16 protein-coding genes are annotated in these 15,512 nt (G+C 66.1%); 12 read left to right on the top strand and 4 right to left on the bottom strand.

Features of this window, described 5'->3' with window-relative positions:
- Complete coding sequence (locus Q0897_RS03915; RefSeq protein WP_299307667.1) at positions 1-723, bottom strand: uroporphyrinogen-III synthase; 723 nt, start codon at positions 721-723, stop codon at positions 1-3.
- Positions 720-1,682, bottom strand: coding sequence for a hydroxymethylbilane synthase (hemC, locus tag Q0897_RS03910; protein ID WP_299307665.1), 963 nt, complete (start codon positions 1,680-1,682; stop codon positions 720-722). The genes Q0897_RS03915 and hemC overlap by 4 nt, the downstream gene beginning before the upstream one ends.
- Positions 1,683-1,726: 44 nt before the next feature.
- On the opposite strand from hemC, the gene tsaD reads away from it, so the two are divergent.
- Genes tsaD through Q0897_RS03880 form a run of 6 tightly spaced genes read left to right on the top strand, consistent with a single transcriptional unit; the run spans position 1,727 to position 7,018 of the window.
- Positions 1,727-2,779, top strand: a complete 1,053-nt coding sequence (gene tsaD / locus Q0897_RS03905) for a tRNA (adenosine(37)-N6)-threonylcarbamoyltransferase complex transferase subunit TsaD (protein ID WP_299307663.1) — start codon at positions 1,727-1,729, stop codon at positions 2,777-2,779.
- On the top strand, positions 2,776-3,792 hold the full coding sequence (locus Q0897_RS03900) for an NAD(P)H-dependent glycerol-3-phosphate dehydrogenase (RefSeq protein ID WP_299307661.1): 1,017 nt from the start codon (positions 2,776-2,778) through the stop codon (positions 3,790-3,792). Before tsaD ends, Q0897_RS03900 begins: the two co-directional genes overlap by 4 nt.
- A complete protein-coding gene (locus Q0897_RS03895) occupies positions 3,789-5,324 on the top strand; it encodes a lipopolysaccharide biosynthesis protein (protein WP_299307660.1) in 1,536 nt (511 codons plus the stop codon). The genes Q0897_RS03900 and Q0897_RS03895 overlap by 4 nt, the downstream gene beginning before the upstream one ends.
- Positions 5,325-5,358: 34 nt before the next feature.
- The gene (locus Q0897_RS03890) at positions 5,359-6,090 is read left to right on the top strand and encodes an OmpA family protein (RefSeq protein WP_299307658.1); all 732 of its coding nucleotides are present in this window, start codon (positions 5,359-5,361) and stop codon (positions 6,088-6,090) included.
- A gap of 3 nt (positions 6,091-6,093) precedes the next feature.
- Positions 6,094-6,246 (top strand): hypothetical protein, encoded by a 153-nt coding sequence (locus tag Q0897_RS03885; protein WP_202085386.1) that lies wholly within the window; start codon positions 6,094-6,096, stop codon positions 6,244-6,246.
- Between the two features lies 1 nt (position 6,247).
- A complete protein-coding gene (locus Q0897_RS03880; RefSeq protein WP_299307655.1) occupies positions 6,248-7,018 on the top strand; it encodes a hypothetical protein in 771 nt (256 codons plus the stop codon).
- Here the strand turns inward: Q0897_RS03880 and Q0897_RS03875 are convergent.
- Together Q0897_RS03875 and uvrB are read right to left on the bottom strand one after the other, a co-directional pair.
- A complete protein-coding gene (locus tag Q0897_RS03875; RefSeq protein WP_299307654.1) occupies positions 7,015-7,599 on the bottom strand; it encodes a hypothetical protein in 585 nt (194 codons plus the stop codon). The genes Q0897_RS03880 and Q0897_RS03875 overlap by 4 nt on opposite strands.
- Entirely contained in the window at positions 7,596-9,782 is a 2,187-nt protein-coding gene (gene uvrB, locus Q0897_RS03870; protein ID WP_299307653.1) for an excinuclease ABC subunit UvrB, read from the bottom strand. The genes Q0897_RS03875 and uvrB overlap by 4 nt, the downstream gene beginning before the upstream one ends.
- A 137-nt stretch (positions 9,783-9,919) precedes the next feature.
- On the opposite strand from uvrB, the gene Q0897_RS03865 reads away from it, so the two are divergent.
- The 6 genes from Q0897_RS03865 (at position 9,920) to Q0897_RS03840 (ending at position 15,466) form a co-directional block, all read left to right on the top strand.
- On the top strand, positions 9,920-10,456 hold the full coding sequence (locus Q0897_RS03865; RefSeq protein ID WP_299307652.1) for a DUF3617 domain-containing protein: 537 nt from the start codon (positions 9,920-9,922) through the stop codon (positions 10,454-10,456).
- 18 nt (positions 10,457-10,474) lie between these two features.
- A complete protein-coding gene (locus tag Q0897_RS03860; RefSeq protein WP_299308148.1) occupies positions 10,475-11,305 on the top strand; it encodes an alpha/beta fold hydrolase in 831 nt (276 codons plus the stop codon).
- 49 nt (positions 11,306-11,354) lie between these two features.
- Positions 11,355-12,797: a circularly permuted type 2 ATP-grasp protein gene (locus tag Q0897_RS03855; protein WP_299307651.1), complete on the top strand. Its 1,443-nt coding sequence runs from the start codon at positions 11,355-11,357 to the stop codon at positions 12,795-12,797.
- Positions 12,798-12,828: 31 nt separating this feature from the next.
- On the top strand, positions 12,829-13,779 hold the full coding sequence (locus Q0897_RS03850; RefSeq protein WP_299307649.1) for an alpha-E domain-containing protein: 951 nt from the start codon (positions 12,829-12,831) through the stop codon (positions 13,777-13,779).
- Positions 13,780-13,794: 15 nt separating this feature from the next.
- The gene (locus Q0897_RS03845; RefSeq protein ID WP_299307648.1) at positions 13,795-14,607 is read left to right on the top strand and encodes a transglutaminase family protein; all 813 of its coding nucleotides are present in this window, start codon (positions 13,795-13,797) and stop codon (positions 14,605-14,607) included.
- Positions 14,608-14,710: 103 nt separating this feature from the next.
- Positions 14,711-15,466 (top strand): proteasome-type protease, encoded by a 756-nt coding sequence (locus Q0897_RS03840; protein ID WP_202085373.1) that lies wholly within the window; start codon positions 14,711-14,713, stop codon positions 15,464-15,466.
- Positions 15,467-15,512 lie beyond the last annotated feature (46 nt).

The raw sequence follows: 15,512 nt of genomic DNA, 5'->3' as shown, positions 1-15,512 counted from the left end.
TCAAGCGGGTGTTCCTTCTGGCCCCTGTCGCCTTTCCAAGCCGCCTTTGCACATTTCGGCGGCAAGGGCCAGCAGGGCGGCATCATCCACCGTCTCCGCCACCTCGACGGCACGCCATCCCGCGCCCGCGGCCGACGCGATCCGGGGCGCGAGACATGCAAGCGCGATACGGCCGCGCGGCAGTCCGACCCGCTCGACCTCCGCCGAAAAATGACGCGCAGCCTCCGCCGAATGGAGCAGCACGACCAGCTCCTCGTCGGCCAGCGCCGCAAGCGCGCCGGGCAGGGGCAGCGCCGCCACGCGATAGACCACGCGCGTGTCGAGCCTCGCATCCTCAGCGAGCGAGAGCGGCACATGCGCCTCCCCCGACAATCGCAGGAGATTGCGCGCGCCCATTGCGACCGCCCTCTCGGCGACAGGCTGCAATCCCCCCGCGCCGACATGCGCGAGCGTAAACCCCGCCGCCCGCGCCGCCTCCGCCGTCGTTTCGCCGACGCACCACGCGGGGATGCCCGTCAACGCCGACAGCTTCGCCCCGCCGTGGCGCATGATGTTCGCGCTGCCGAGCAGGAGCGCGTCGAGGCTGGCAATGTCAGGCATGGTCCACGCCACCGGCTCCACCCGGAACATCGGCATGGAGAGCAGCGCAATGCCTGCCTCGCCCGCGCGTTTGAGCGTCGCGGCATCGCCCGGTGGGGGGCGGATCGCGACGATCGCGGTCATTGCGGGCCGAAAAAGGCGCGGATCGCATCCGGCGCATCGACGAGCAGATTCCGGCCCATGTCCGCCGCGGGTTCGGTCTCGCCCGGGGCAAAGGTGACGTCGCTGTCGCGGCGGACGGTGCCGTCGGGGCTGAAAATCGCGGCGGTCATGCGCATGGCGGCACCGTCGTGGCGGGTCCATGCGGCGATCGGGCTATGGCAATTGCCGCCCAGCGCGAGGAGGAGCGCGCGTTCCGCCATGACCTGCGCCCGGGTCGGGACATCGTCGATCGCGCCGAGCATTTCGCGAAGATCGTCGCGGTCTGCGCGGCATTCGATGCCGATGGCGCCCTGGGCCGGGGCGGGGAGCCATTCCTCCGCCTCCAGCACATGCCCCACACCCCCCTGGTCGAGCCGGGCCAGCCCCGCCGCCGCAAGCAATGTCGCATCCGCCTCGCCCGCGCTCAGCTTCGCCAGCCGCGTCGCGACATTGCCGCGGATACCGACGATGGTAAGGTCCGGGCGGTGATACAGCATCTGCGCGGCGCGGCGCGGCGCACTGGTCCCGACGCGGGCGCCGCGCGGGATCTGCGCGATGGACGATGCCCCGACCAGCACGTCGCGCACGTCCGCGCGGGGAAGAAGCGCGGCGATGGCGATGGCCTCGGGGCGAATCGTCTCGACATCCTTCATCGAATGGACCGCGAAATCGATGCGCCCGTCCGCAAGGCACGCGTCCAGCTCCTTTGTCCACAACGCCTTGCCGCCGATCTCGGCCAGCGGGCGGTCCTGTATCTTGTCGCCGGACGCGATGACGGGGACGAGTTCGACGGCGCCATCGTCCCAGCCATGCGCGGCGATGAGGCGGGCCTTCGCCTCCTCCGCCTGTGCAAGAGCGAGGGGGGAGCGGCGCGTCCCCAGCTTGAGCGGTCGGTCCGGGCGGGGCCGGGATGCGGATCGGGATTGGTTCAGGAGTGTCATGCGCGTCTTGTGCTAGCGCCGCAAAGCGTTCAGGGAAAGCCGCCATGACGGCGCCAATCGTTCTCGGTATCGAATCCAGCTGCGATGAAAGCGCGGCGGCCCTCGTGCGGGCCGACCGCACCATCGTCGCGCAATCCATCGCGTCGCAGGACGAGGCGCATCGCCCGTTCGGCGGCGTGGTGCCCGAAATCGCCGCGCGCGCGCATGTCGAGGTCGTCGGCCCGATGGTGGAACGTGTGCTCAAGGATGCGGGCATGACGCTGGCCGATGTCGATGCGATTGCCGCGACGGCGGGGCCGGGGCTGATCGGCGGGGTGATGGTCGGGCTGGTCACGGCAAAGGCGCTGGCGATGGCGGGTGACAAGCCCCTGATCGCGGTCAATCATCTGGAGGGGCATGCGCTGTCCCCGCGTCTCGCCGATCCTCGGCTTGCCTTTCCCTATCTCCTGCTGCTCGCATCCGGCGGGCATTGCCAGATATTGGAGGTGCGCGGCGTCGGCGATTACCGCCGGCTCGCCACCACGATCGACGATGCGCTGGGCGAGGCATTCGACAAGACGGCGAAGATATTGGGGCTTGGCTATCCCGGCGGTCCGGCGGTGGAGCGTCTCGCGAAAGAGGGCGACCCGGCCGCCGTGCCGCTGCCGCGCCCTTTGAAAGGCGCGAAGGAGCCGCATTTCTCCTTTGCCGGGTTGAAGAGCGCGGTCCTGCGCGCGCACCAGACGGGCGACCACGCCCCCGCCGACATCGCCGCCAGCTTTCAGCAGGCCGCGCTCGACTGCGTGATCGACCGGACGGGCCGCGCCCTGCAAACCGCGGAGGGCATGACCGCGCTCGTCGTGGCGGGCGGGGTTGCGGCGAATGCGTCGTTGCGCGGCGCGTTGGAGGCGATGGCCGCCGATCACGGATTGCGTTTCGTCGCGCCGCCGATGGCGCTGTGCACCGACAATGCCGCGATGATCGCCTGGGCGGGACAGGAACGGATCGCGGCGGGGCTGGTCCAGCCGGGCGGCGATCCGCTCGATTTCGTGGCGCGGCCGCGCTGGCCGCTGGACCCGGATGCGGAACCGGCGCGCGGGGCGGGGGTGAAGGCGTGACGACGACGGGCGTGATCGGGGCGGGTGCATGGGGCACCGCGCTTGCGCAGATGCTGGCGAGCGACGGACGCGCCGTGCGGCTCTGGGCGCGGGATGCCGGGCTTGTCGCGACGATCAACGACGCGCATCGCAACCCGCTCTATCTGCCCGATGCGGCACTGTCCCCGGCGATACGGGCGACGAACGATCTTTCCGAACTGGCCGCGCTCGACATATTGCTCGTCGTCGTACCGGCGCAGCATGTGGGCACGGTTCTGCGCGATTTGTCGGGCTATGGCGGCGACCTTGTGCTCTGTGCCAAGGGGATCGAGGCGGGCAGCGGGCGCTTGATGGCCGATGTCGCGGGCGATTGCGTGCCGGGCGCGGGGCTGGCGGTTCTGTCCGGCCCGACCTTCGCGCATGAGGTCGTCGCCGGCTTGCCGACCGCGGTGACGCTCGCGTGTGCGGGCCGTCCGGGGGAGAGCGGGGAAGCGCAATGGAACCGCCTGTCCCCCGCCATCGCGCGGCCGCAGTTCCGGCCCTATTTTTCCGACGACATGACAGGCGCCGAAATCGGCGGGGCGGTGAAGAACGTGCTCGCCATCGCATGCGGCGTGGTGGACGGGCTTTCGCTGGGTCAGAATGCACGCGCGGCGCTGATTGCGCGCGGCTATGCCGAGATGCTGCGGTTCGGGCTGGCGCGCGGGGCGCGGGCGGATACGCTGGCGGGGCTGTGCGGGCTGGGCGATCTCGTGCTGACCTGTTCGTCGACGAGCAGCCGGAATTTCTCGCTCGGCAAGGCATTGGGCGAGGGGCGGTCGGCGGCGGAGCTGATGGCCCATCGCCGCACCGTGGCGGAGGGCGCCTTTACCGCGCCGGTGCTCAACGCGCTTGCCGATGACATGGGGATCGCGATGCCGATCACCGATGCGGTGTGCGCACTGCTCGACGGGAGGGTCGACGCGCAAACCATGGTCGAACGGCTGCTGTCGCGCCCCTTGCGGACCGAAACCGAGCCGGAGAACACGGTTTGAGCGATCCGGCAGCGGCCCCCGCAAAAGACGCGGACGGCAGCGACATCCAGGCGCTCGCAAAAGGCGGGCGCACCAATTTCTTCGGCTTCCTGCTCCGGCTGGCGGCGCGCTTGCCGTTCCTGTTCATCGCGGGGCGGCTTTATGGCGCGGACGATCTCGGGCGCTTCGCCTCCGCGCTCATCATCGTGGAAATCTGCGGGCAATTGGCGACACTGGGGCTGAAACGTGGCCTCGCCAAGGAGCTCGCCCGCGAACAGCGCGCCGATGCCAATGTCGTGGCCGACGGGTTGCTCTTGTCGCTCGGGCTGTCGGCGGCGATGGCGGCGATCCTGTTCGTGTTTCCGACGCCGATGTTTCCCAATGGCATGAACGCGCCGATCGACCGCTATCTCCCCATCGCGATCGTGATGCTGGCCACGACGGAGATCATGCTGGCGGCGCTCGCCTATCGATACGACATCGCGGCCACGGTGCGCAGCCGTTCGGTGGTGGAGCCGTGGACGCTCTCCATCATGGCCGGCGTGTTCTGGTTCGTGCCGGGGCTGCGCGATGGCGGGCTTTCACTCGCCTATCTCGTGTCGGTCGTGGCGGCGGCGATCACCGCGCTGGTGCCGATGCTGCGCAGCTACGGCCTGCCGCATGGCTGGAACCCGCGCCCGATACAGCTTGCCGCGATCGCGCGCGACAATCTGCCGCTGGCGCTTGCCGATGCGATCGAGTGGGGGACGCGCCGGCTGGACATCGCGCTGCTCGGCATTTTCGTCAGCCCGGCGACCGTCGGCGTCTATTACGTGGCGCAGCAGGTCGCCAGCCTGCCGCAAAAGCTGAAGACCAGTTTCGAGCCGATCCTCGGCCCCGTGATCGTGCGCAAGCTGAACGAGGGGGACTATCCCGCCATTGCGCGGCAGGTGTGCCAGGCAGGCTTCTGGATCATCGCGGCGCAGGCGGGCATCGGCCTTGCGCTCGGCATTCCGGGGGAGGGGGTCATGGGTCTCGTCGGGCCGGGCTTCGTCGCGGGGACGGGTGCGCTCGCCTTCCTGCTCGCCGCCGAGGTCGTCGCATCGACCGCCGTCGTTTCGGAGGCGGCGCTCATCTACATGGCCCGGATGCGCAATCTTGCGCTGTCGGTTGCGACGCTCGTCGTGCAGGCGGGGTTGAGCGTTGCCGCGATCCTCATCATGCGGCGGCTCGGCCTCGACGAGCTGTTTCAGGCGGCGGGCGTGGCCATCGGGCTGATGCTGGCGCTGGCGTTCGCGTCCTTCGTGAAATCGCGCATGCTGTCGCGCATGCTCGGCGAGCCGATCAGCAATTTTCGCTGGCCGCTCGTCTGGGCGGTCGCGCCGGCGGTGCTGGTGGGATATGCGTTCAAGCTGACGCCGGAATGGGCGCAGCTTGCGCTCGGCGTGCCGGCGATTTTGCTGACCTATGGCTTCGTCATATGGAAGCGCGGCTTCGGCCCGGAGGACCGCGTCCTGTTCAAACAGGCGGGAAAGAAGGGCGAGACGCTTCCCCACGCGCCGCCGCCACGCTAAGGCCTGCGCCATGGCCCTTGTTTTGCGATCATGGATGAAGCTGAGCGCCGGCGCGGTCGTCGTGGCGGGCATTGCGCTCGTCTTCGATGCGGCGACGGGACCGGTCGTCGTCGGCCGGCTGGACCAGATGGCGCAGGAGGTGATCGCGCGCGAAGGCGGCGCGGATATTCGCGCGGATTTCCATACCTCGACCGGCGCGCTCACCCGGCATCCGACGCTTTACGGCGGCGAATCGCTCGATGACGGGCGCCGTGTCCGCATCGCGCGCGCCATTGCCGCCCTGCCGGGCGCGGGCGGCGTGCACTGGGCGAGCCGCGGCGCCGGTCCCGCCCCCGAAACGGGCGAGACGCCCGAACGCGGCCCCTATCATTGCCAGCGCGACGTCGAATCCCTGCTCGCACAGCGGGTCATCCGGTTCAACGAAGGCAGCGCCAGCATCACCGCGGACAGCGCGACCCTGCTCGACGAGGTGGCGGACGCGCTCGAACCGTGCGGGGGCAGCATCATCGCCATCGCGGGCCATTCCGATGCGGTCGGCGATGCGGCGATCAACCTGCGCCTTTCGCGGCAACGGGCGCTGGCCGTGCGCGATGCGCTGGTGGCGCGGGGCTTGCCGCGGGACGGGCTGCGGGCGCAGGGCTATGGCTCGCAACGTCCCATTCCCGGCATTCCGCCCGAGGATTCCGCCAACCGCCGCATCGAGTTTTCGGTGATCGCCATCGAACCGTTGCAACCCACCCCCATCGACACGCCGGACGCAGGGTAGCGCATGCCGATCTGGATTGAATTGCTGGTCTCGCTGTTGATCGTCTATGCCGGGATCGTGGCGCTGACCGTGCCGTGGCTGCGGAGACGGCGGCGATTGCGCGCGTTGCAATTGCGCCGCGAGGCATCGCCCGCACGAAAAAGAGAGGAACAATGACATGTGGCAATTGATAGAGGCGAACTGGGTCGCCTTCCTGATCGTTGCGATACTCGCGGTGCTGATCGCGTTCTGGATCGTGGGACGCGCGAAGAAACCGCGCGAACGCAGCCACCGTCCCGACGTGCTCGACGAAGGGGTCGGGCCTGCGCGCCGCAACCAGGCGCTAATCGACGCGCCGCCCGCCGGGGCGCCGCCCGTTTCCCCTTCGCAGGATACAATTGGCGGAAACGCGGGCGAACGGCTCGCCCGGCAGGATGGCGCATCCGATACGGAAAAGACGCCGCCCGCGACCCCGCCCCTTGGCGGTGCGGACGTGGCCGTGGCCGCCGCCGTGCTCTCGAACGAGCCCGGCACGGACGAGGATATCGCAACCGATCACCGCGCCACAGCGATACAGCCCGGCGCCGCGGATGATCACCGCGCGCCGCCGGCGGCAGAGACGGCCGACCACACCTTCGAACCCAATGATCAGGCTATCAGCGACCGGGAAACCGTCGCCGCCGCCGCGAAAATGCAGGACGAGGACGACGCGGCCCACGATCTTTCCCGGATCAAGGGCGTCGGTCCGAAGCTCATCGCGATGCTGGGTTCGATGGGCATTTCCCGCTACGATCAGATCGCGGCCTGGACCGATGAGGACGTCGCGAAGATCGACGCGCAGATGGGCAATTTCCAAGGCCGGATCGAGCGTGACAACTGGCGCGAGCAGGCGCGGCTCCTCTCCGAAGGCGACCGGGAGGCTTACGAAGCCAAGTTCGGCAAGCTCTAGGTGCTGGGCACGAGGCGCTCGGTTTCGGGCGCCTTGCATGCCTCGAACATGCGGATCGCGTCGCCGGGGCCGGGCGTGATGACCTTGCCGCCGCCCGCCACCGTGGCATAGAACGGCCCGCCCGTCACCGCGCGCCAGTGCGGATCGTCGGCGGGAAGCGATCCGATCCACGCGCCTCCGTCATTCTGAACCCGCAGGCGCAGGATACCGCGATAGCCGACAAAGGCGAGCACCGCCTTCGCCCCGTCACGGTCGGCGACCGGGCGGATCGCCGAAATGGTCCCGTTGCTGCATGCGAGCGCGAGCAGCGGCCGTTTCCCCGGTTCTCCGTAAAGGGCGTTGCTCGCATCCTTCGCCACGCGCCAGCGCGCGGTCGGCGGGTCGATGGCGCCGGGCATGTCGCGATTGGGCGGCAGAACGCGTTTGGCCGGGAGGGTCTTGCGCGCGTTTTCGTCCAGCACGATGCGAATGGGGCCACTGCCGTCCGTGGCGACTGCGGCGTCATCCTCCGCCTCTGCGGAGCAGGCGGCGAGGGCGAGGGCGAGCGTGGCGACGGCGGCGGTGGGAACGAAGCGGATCATTTGCCCCATTTGCGCTGAGTCTTGCCGTAACGCAATTTGCGGGTGCCGGGTTTTCCCTCGTTCGATCGGCCGACGCGCGGGGCCTTCTGCTCCCCGTCGGGAAGGCCGAGCTCGTCCGCCTCCAGCTTGCGGATCTCGTCGCGCAGGCGTCCGGCTTCCTCGAACTCCAGATCGGCGGCGGCATTGCGCATCCGCTGCTCCAGCTCCTCGATATAGGCGCGCAGGTTGTGGCCGGCGAGATTGCGGGGTTCATCCTCGCCCGGTTCGCCGCCGGCATCGTCGCGCGCGGCGCTGTCGGCAACGATGTCGGCGATGCGGCGCGTGATGGTGACCGGCGTGATGCCGTGTTCCTCGTTATAGGCCTGCTGCTTTTCGCGGCGGCGGTCGGTTTCCGCCATCGCGCGCTCCATGCTGCCGGTGATGCGGTCGGCATAGAGGATCACCCGCCCGTCGACATTGCGCGCGGCGCGGCCGATCGTCTGAATGAGTGAGGTTTCGGACCGCAGGAACCCTTCCTTGTCCGCATCGAGAATGCACACCAGCCCGCATTCCGGAATGTCCAACCCTTCGCGCAGGAGGTTGATGCCCACCAGCACGTCATACACGCCAAGGCGCAAATCGCGGATCAGCTCGATACGCTCCAGCGTCTCCACGTCGGAGTGCATGTAGCGAACCTTTACGCCCGCCTCGTGCATGAATTCGGTCAGATCCTCGGCCATGCGCTTGGTCAGCGTGGTGACCAGCGTGCGGTAACCGTTGGCCGCGGTCGCCTTGCACTCCTCGATGCAATCCTGGACCTGGTCCTCCACCGGCTTGATCGTGACGGGCGGGTCGATGAGGCCGGTCGGGCGGATGACCTGTTCGGCAAACACGCCGCCCGTCTCCTCCATCTCCCAGTCGCCGGGGGTCGCCGACACCGCGATCGTCTGCGGCCGCATCGCGTCCCATTCGTTGAAGCGCAGCGGGCGGTTGTCGATGCACGACGGCAGGCGAAAGCCATATTCGGCCAGCGTGATCTTGCGCCGGTGGTCGCCCTTGGCCATGGCGCCAATCTGCGGCACGGTCTGGTGGCTTTCATCGACGAAGAGCAGCGCATTGTCGGGCAGATATTCGAACAGGGTCGGCGGCGGCTCGCCCGGCAGGCGGCCGGTCAGGAAGCGGGAGTAATTCTCGATCCCCGCGCAGGATCCGGTCGCCGCGATCATCTCGAGATCGAAATTGGTCCGCTGCTCCAGCCGCTGCGCCTCCAGCAACTGCCCCTCGGCCTCCAGCTCCTTCAGCCGTTCGGTCAGTTCGAAACGGATCGCCTCGGCGGCCTGCTTCATCGTCGGGCCGGGTGTGACATAGTGCGAATTGGCGTAGATGCGCACCTTCGACAGCGAGGCGCCTTTCTTGCCGGTGAGGGGGTCGAACTCGCTGATCTCCTCGATATCGTCACCGAAGAAGCTCACGCGCCAGGCCATGTCCTCATAGTGCGAGGGGAAGATTTCGAGACTGTCCCCGCGCACCCGGAAATTGCCGCGCGCGAAGCCGACATCGTTGCGCTTGTACTGAAGCGCGACGAGCTTGCGGATCAATTCGCGCTGATCGACCGTGTCGTCCTTCTTGATGTCGAAGATCATCGCCGAGTAGGTCTCGACCGAACCGATGCCATACAGGCACGATACCGATGCCACGATGATCACGTCGTCGCGTTCGAGCAGCGCGCGCGTGGCAGAGTGGCGCATCCGGTCGATCGCCTCGTTCACGCTCGATTCCTTTTCGATATAGGTATCGGAGCGCGGGACATAGGCTTCGGGCTGATAATAATCGTAATAGCTGACGAAATATTCGACGGCATTATTGGGGAAGAAACTCTTGAACTCGCCATAAAGCTGCGCGGCGAGGATCTTGTTCGGCGCGAGGATCAGCGCGGGACGCTGCAATTCCTCGATCATCTTGGCCATGGTGAAGGTCTTGCCCGACCCGGTGACGCCGAGCAGGACCTGCGTCTTCTCCCCATCGCGCACCGATCCGGTCAGCTCGCGGATCGCGGTGGGCTGATCGCCGGCCGGTTCGTAATCGGACGCGATCTCGAACCGTTTGCCCGGTTCGCTCTTTTCCGGGCGGTTGGGTTTGTGGGGGACAAAACTGCCGGAGGTATCGGGCTCCTGCAGTCCGCGGCGGATGACGAGTTCGGACATGGCGCGGATATGGGGGGCGATGCGGCGTTTCGCAATCGCCGACGACGCAGGCCTGCCATGACGCGCGCGATAATCAGCATTGGCGCTCCGCCCGCCGGCCCGCTATCACGGGGGATGCAACAAGGAGTATTGCGCTTATGACAATCCGTTTCGCGTCGCTGGCGCTGTGTTCGGCAATGGCGCTCACCCTGCCCGCATGTTCCGAGGATGCGCCGACCGAAAACCCCACGGTCGAGGAAGCCGCGAGCGAGGCCGAGAAGCTGGACCGCCCCGACCCCGGTCAATATCGCCAGACGATCACGATCAATTCGCTGGAGATGCCGGGCGCGCCCGAGGAGATCGTCGCACAGGTGCGCAACGCCATCGAGCAGAACGCGACCCGCACCTATTGCCTCACCCCGGAACAGGCGAGCGAAGGCTTCGCGGATCAGTTTCGCCGCGTGACGGAGAATGACGACTGCACCTGGAATCGTTTTGGCGTGGACGATGGCAATCTCGATGCCCTGCTGACCTGCGGCGGCGGGCAGGGCGGCGAGGTGACGATCGCGATGGAGGGGAACGTGTCGTCCACCGGATCGCGGATCGACATGACGATGAGCCAGGAGAACGCGGCGATGGACATGGATATGGCGATGACGATGGAATCAGAACGGCTGGGCGATTGTCCGGCCTGATGGCGTGACGTGACGGCGATGGACGAAGACCGGCAACCGGCACATGGCGCATCGGGCGCATCCGGCGCGCGCACATCGGACAAGATGCGCTTTATCGCGTCCGAATGGCGTCGGCGGCGCGCGCTTGCCCGCATGCCTCAGCCCGACGGCGTGGCGCGGCCGAATGCGCGGCTGATCCTGTCGGAGTTTGCGTCGGCGATCTTTCCCCATGCCTATGCGTGGTCGCATGGGCGGGTGCGGGTCGCGCCGGCGGATGAGGCGCGGACCGTCATGCTCGTGCCCGGATTCGGCTCGCATCCCTGGCGCATGGCGCCGCTGCGCCGCGCGCTCGAAAAGGCGGGGCATACCGTCGTCGACTGGGGCCTGGGCTGGAACCTGGGCGCCGATGCGCAGGAGTTCGAGCGTCTGTGCGCGCGCATTACGCTGATGGCGCGAAGCTCGGACGCGCCGATCGTGCTGATCGGGTGGAGCCTTGGCGGCGTTTACGCGCGCGAGGCGGCCAAGCGCGTGCCGGACGATGTGGAGATGGTCGTGACCATGGGCTCCCCGTTTTCGGGCGACATGCATGGCAATAATGCTTGGCGCATCTATCATGCGGTCGCGGGGCACACGGTCGACGATCCACCGGTCGGCGGCGATCTGGCGAAAAAGCCGCCGGTTCCCACCATCGCCTTGTGGAGTGCGCGCGACGGCATCGTTCACCGCCATTGTGCCGGCGGAAAGGCGGGAGAGCGCGACGAAATGCACCACGTCCGGTGCACGCATATGGGATTTGCCTGGCATCCCGCCGCGATTCAGAGAGTTCTTGCCGTGCTCGACCGACATCTTTCGGGAACGGATACGGCCTGACTCGCTTTTGTTAATATGGGTCTGACATTAAAATGGGGTTGATCGTCATATGAGCGGGGACGCGAGCGCGAATTTCGACGAGATGTACGATGCCAATGGCAATGTACGGCCCGCCTATGAAGATTATTGCGAATGGTACGACGAACAGGATCGCACGATCCTGCGCCGCAAGCACGAAGAGGCCGAGAGCTTCTTCCGCCGCACCGGCATCACGTTCAATGTCTACGGACAGGACGATGCCGAGGAACGGCTGATCCCGTTCGATCCGGTGCCCCGCATCATCACGGCCAGCGAATGGCGGCGCCTGTCCCGCGGGATCGAGCAGCGGGTAAGGGCGCTCAACGCCTTTCTCCACGATCTCTACCACCGGCAGGAAATCATCCGGTCCGGCCGCGTGCCTGAATGGCTGCTCCACGGGAACGAGGCGTTTCTGCCGCACATGTCGGGCTTTACCCCGCCGGGCAATGTCTACACCCACATCACCGGCATCGACCTCGTCCGCACGGGCAAGGACGATTTCATGGTGCTGGAGGACAATGCCCGCACGCCGAGCGGCGTGTCCTACATGCTGGAAAATCGCGAAACGATGATGGCGATGTTCCCCGAACTGTTCACGCGCGTCTCGGTGGCGCCGGTGTCGAACTACCCCCGCCGCCTCGCCCGCAGCCTCGCGGCATGCCCGCCACCGGCCTTCGACGGGTCGAACGGGCGCAAGCCGGTGGTCGCGGTGCTGACGCCGGGGATCTACAATTCGGCGTATTACGAACATGCCTTCCTCGCCGACCAGATGGGCGCCGAACTCGTCGAGGGCACGGACCTGCGCGTTATCGACGGGCGGGTGCAGATGCGCACGACGCTGGGTTTCACGCCGATCGACGTGATCTATCGCCGGGTGGACGATGAATATCTCGATCCGCTGACCTTCAATCCCGACAGCGTGCTCGGCGTGCCGGGCATCATGGACGTGTATCGCGCCGGCGGCATCACCATTGCCAACGCGCCCGGCACCGGCGTCGCGGACGACAAGGCGCTCTACAGCTTCATGCCCGAAATCGTCGAGTTCTATACAGGCGAAAAACCGCTGCTCCCCAATGTGGAGACGTGGCGTTGCATGGAGCCGGACTCGCTCGCCTATGTCCTCGACAATATCGAGGATCTGGTGATCAAGGAGGTCCATGGTTCGGGCGGTTACGGCATGCTCATCGGCCCGACCTCGTCCAAGCGGGAAATCGCGAAATTCACCGCCAAGCTCAGAGCCAATCCGCACAATTACATCGCGCAGCCGACGCTTTCGCTGTCGACCTGCCCGATCTTCACGAAAAAGGGTCTGGCGCCGCGCCATGTCGACCTGCGGCCCTTCGCGTTGATGAGCCCGAACGGCATCGACATCACGCCCGGCGGGCTGACGCGCGTCGCGCTCAAGCGCGGATCGCTCGTCGTCAACAGCAGCCAGGGCGGCGGCACCAAGGACAGCTGGGTACTGGAGGAATGAGCATGCGCGACAATCATGGGGAGGCGCGTTGATGCTGGGCCGGTCTGCGAACAATATCTACTGGATGTTCCGCTATCTGGAACGGGCCGAAAACTATGCGCGCCTCATCGACACGGGCTTTCGGATGGCGCTCACCCGCGACAAGACGGTGAGCAGCGGCGAATGGCGCTCCGTCATCGTGACCGCCGGCCTTCAGCCCGCGTTCGAGGAGAAATACGGGCGCGACGATTATTCCGGTCCGAACGTCTATAATTTCATCCTGCGCGATCCGGACAACCATACGAGCGTGCTCGCCATCATGGAAATGGCACGCAACAATGCCCGGGGCGTGCGCGCCGCGATCACCCGCGAATTGTGGGAGGCGGTCAACGAAAGCTGGATGACGGTGCGTGATGCGCTGCGCCGGCCGGTGCGCAACACCAATCTCAACGATGTGCTCGACCTCATCCGGCATCAGACCACGCAGGTGCGCGGCGCGATGCTCGGCGGAATGCTGCGCAACGACATCTTCAATTTCGGGCGCATCGGGCAATTCCTCGAACGGGCGGACAACACCGCGCGGATCGTCGACGTCAAATATTACGTGCTGCTGCCCTCGCTGTCCTATGTCGGGTCGAGCCTCGACAATGTGCAGTGGGAGACGATCCTGCGCTCGCTCGGTGCCGAACGGGCCTATCGCTGGCTCAATGCCGGACAGATGGACGCGCGCGGCATCGTCGATTTCCTCGTGCTCGACGGGCGGTTCCCCCGCTCGCTCAGCTTCTGCTACGAAAAGCTGCGCGCCAATCTGGGCAATCTGGCGCTGCAATACGGCGGCGAGGTCGAGGCGCACGAATTGATGCGGGGCGCCGATGTCGCGCTCCACGATCAGACCGTCTCCAGCATATTCGAGCAGGGCCTGCACGAATTCCTCACCGGCTTCGTCGCGCAGAATCAGCGCATCGCCGCCGCGATTCAGCACGATTACCGCTTCGTCGAATAGAAAGTCACAAGGGTTATGCGTCTCTCCATCTCGCACCGCACGCGTTACGATTTCGACGAGCCGGTCGTTCACGGCCTGCAACGTCTGCGCCTCACGCCCAAGTCGACGAGCGGGCAGGAGGTCCTGTCCTGGGACATGGAATATGACGGCGCGCGCGAACAGCTGAGCTACGAGGATCACAATTGCAACACCACCGTATTGGTCGAGGTCGATCCCGGCGTCACCCATGTCGAGATCGCGTGCAAGGGCATGGTCGATACCGACGACAAGGCGGGGATCATCGGGCGCCACGCGGGCGATCTGCCGCTGTGGCATTTCAATACGCAGACCGACCTGACCCGGCCCGATGCGGCGATGCGCGCGCTTGTCGACCGTGTGTCGGGCGGGGATGATATGCTTCAAACGATGCACGCGCTTTCGGCCGCGATCATCGATGCGGTGCGCTACGAAACGGGCACGACCACGTCGCAGACCACCGCGTCGGAGGCGCTGGGCGCGGGGACCGGCGTGTGTCAGGATCATGCCCATATATTCCTGGGTTGCGCGCGTATCATGAAGGTCCCGGCCCGCTATGTCAGCGGCTATCTGATGATGAACGACCGAGTCGATCAGGAAGCGGGTCACGCCTGGGCCGAGGCGTTCGTCGCGGGGCTTGGCTGGGTCGGGTTCGACATCTCGAACCAGATTAGCCCCGATGCGCGCTATGTCCGCGTGGCCACCGGCCGCGATTACCGCGAAGCCGCGCCGATCACCGGCATTTCGAGCGGTGGACACACCGATTCCATGACCGTCGAACTGGCCGTCGCGCAACAGACCGTGGACCAGTAATCGCACGCTTACGCAGCACCGCGTACCGTCGCACAGGCGTCGCAATTACGCTTTTCATGCGATAGAGCGGCGCAGCAGACCGAAGATTCAAAGGATATAATGCATGACCTATTGTGTCGGCATGCTGCTCGACAAGGGCATCGTGATGATGAGCGATACGCGGACCAATTCCGGCGTCGACAATATCTCGGTGTTTCGCAAGATGACCACGTTTCAGGGCGAGGACCGCGTCATCACGATGATGACCGCTGGCAATCTGGCGACGACGCAGGCCGTCATCAGCCAGCTGGAGGAGCGCAACAAAACGCCTGAGGAGCGCGAGCCGACGATCTTCAAGGCGCCGACCATGTTCCAGGTGGCGAACATGGTGGGCGACCTCCTGCGCGATGTCGTGATACAGCGGCAGATGTCGAACAAGGGGCAGTCGGGCGGCCCGAAATTCACCGCGTCCATCATTGTCGCCGGACAGATCGAGGGCATGGAACCGCGCCTCTTCATGATTTACCCCGAAGGCAATTTCATCGAGGCGTCGACCGACACGCCGTTTTTCCAGATCGGCGAAACGAAATACGGCCGTCCGATCATCCTGCGCGGCTACGACTGGAACATGAGTTTCGAAGACGCGGTCAAGCTTTTGATGGTGTCGATGGACTCTACGCTGGCCGCGAACCTGTCGGTGGGCATGCCGCTCGACGTGACGGTGCTCGAACGCGATCTGTTCGAGCCGAAGCACGAACGGCGCATCATGGCCGATGATCCCTATTTCAACGCAATCTCTTCCGGATGGGGCGAAGCGTTGCGGTCGGCCTTCCATTCATTGCCGGATTACAGTTTTTATAATGACGATTCGCAATCGTGATGGTTGCGTCGGCGCTCTGTGTCTCGCCTGTTGCAACCATATCGGA

Source organism: uncultured Croceicoccus sp. (assembly GCF_947496385.1).
GTDB lineage: Bacteria > Pseudomonadota > Alphaproteobacteria > Sphingomonadales > Sphingomonadaceae > Croceicoccus.
The sequence above is the reverse complement of the archived record's forward strand: the minus strand, read 5'-3'. Positions and strand labels throughout refer to the sequence as shown.

Bases quoted from the DNA above. Each gene is read 5' to 3' on its own strand.
- Q0897_RS03855 (WP_299307651.1), top strand. From the start codon at position 11,355: ATGAGCGGGGACGCGAGCGCGAATTTCGACGAGATGTACGATGCCAAT.
- tsaD (WP_299307663.1), top strand. From the start codon at position 1,727: ATGACGGCGCCAATCGTTCTCGGTATCGAATCCAGCTGCGATGAAAGC.
- Q0897_RS03885 (WP_202085386.1), top strand. From the start codon at position 6,094: ATGCCGATCTGGATTGAATTGCTGGTCTCGCTGTTGATCGTCTATGCC.
- Q0897_RS03875 (WP_299307654.1), bottom strand. From the start codon at position 7,599: ATGATCCGCTTCGTTCCCACCGCCGCCGTCGCCACGCTCGCCCTCGCC.
- Q0897_RS03880 (WP_299307655.1), top strand. From the start codon at position 6,248: ATGTGGCAATTGATAGAGGCGAACTGGGTCGCCTTCCTGATCGTTGCG.
- Q0897_RS03890 (WP_299307658.1), top strand. From the start codon at position 5,359: ATGAAGCTGAGCGCCGGCGCGGTCGTCGTGGCGGGCATTGCGCTCGTC.
- Q0897_RS03850 (WP_299307649.1), top strand. From the start codon at position 12,829: ATGCTGGGCCGGTCTGCGAACAATATCTACTGGATGTTCCGCTATCTG.
- Q0897_RS03860 (WP_299308148.1), top strand. From the start codon at position 10,475: ATGGACGAAGACCGGCAACCGGCACATGGCGCATCGGGCGCATCCGGC.
- hemC (WP_299307665.1), bottom strand. From the start codon at position 1,682: ATGACACTCCTGAACCAATCCCGATCCGCATCCCGGCCCCGCCCGGAC.
- Q0897_RS03865 (WP_299307652.1), top strand. From the start codon at position 9,920: ATGACAATCCGTTTCGCGTCGCTGGCGCTGTGTTCGGCAATGGCGCTC.
- Q0897_RS03840 (WP_202085373.1), top strand. From the start codon at position 14,711: ATGACCTATTGTGTCGGCATGCTGCTCGACAAGGGCATCGTGATGATG.
- uvrB (WP_299307653.1), bottom strand. From the start codon at position 9,782: ATGTCCGAACTCGTCATCCGCCGCGGACTGCAGGAGCCCGATACCTCC.
- Q0897_RS03845 (WP_299307648.1), top strand. From the start codon at position 13,795: ATGCGTCTCTCCATCTCGCACCGCACGCGTTACGATTTCGACGAGCCG.
- Q0897_RS03915 (WP_299307667.1), bottom strand. From the start codon at position 723: ATGACCGCGATCGTCGCGATCCGCCCCCCACCGGGCGATGCCGCGACG.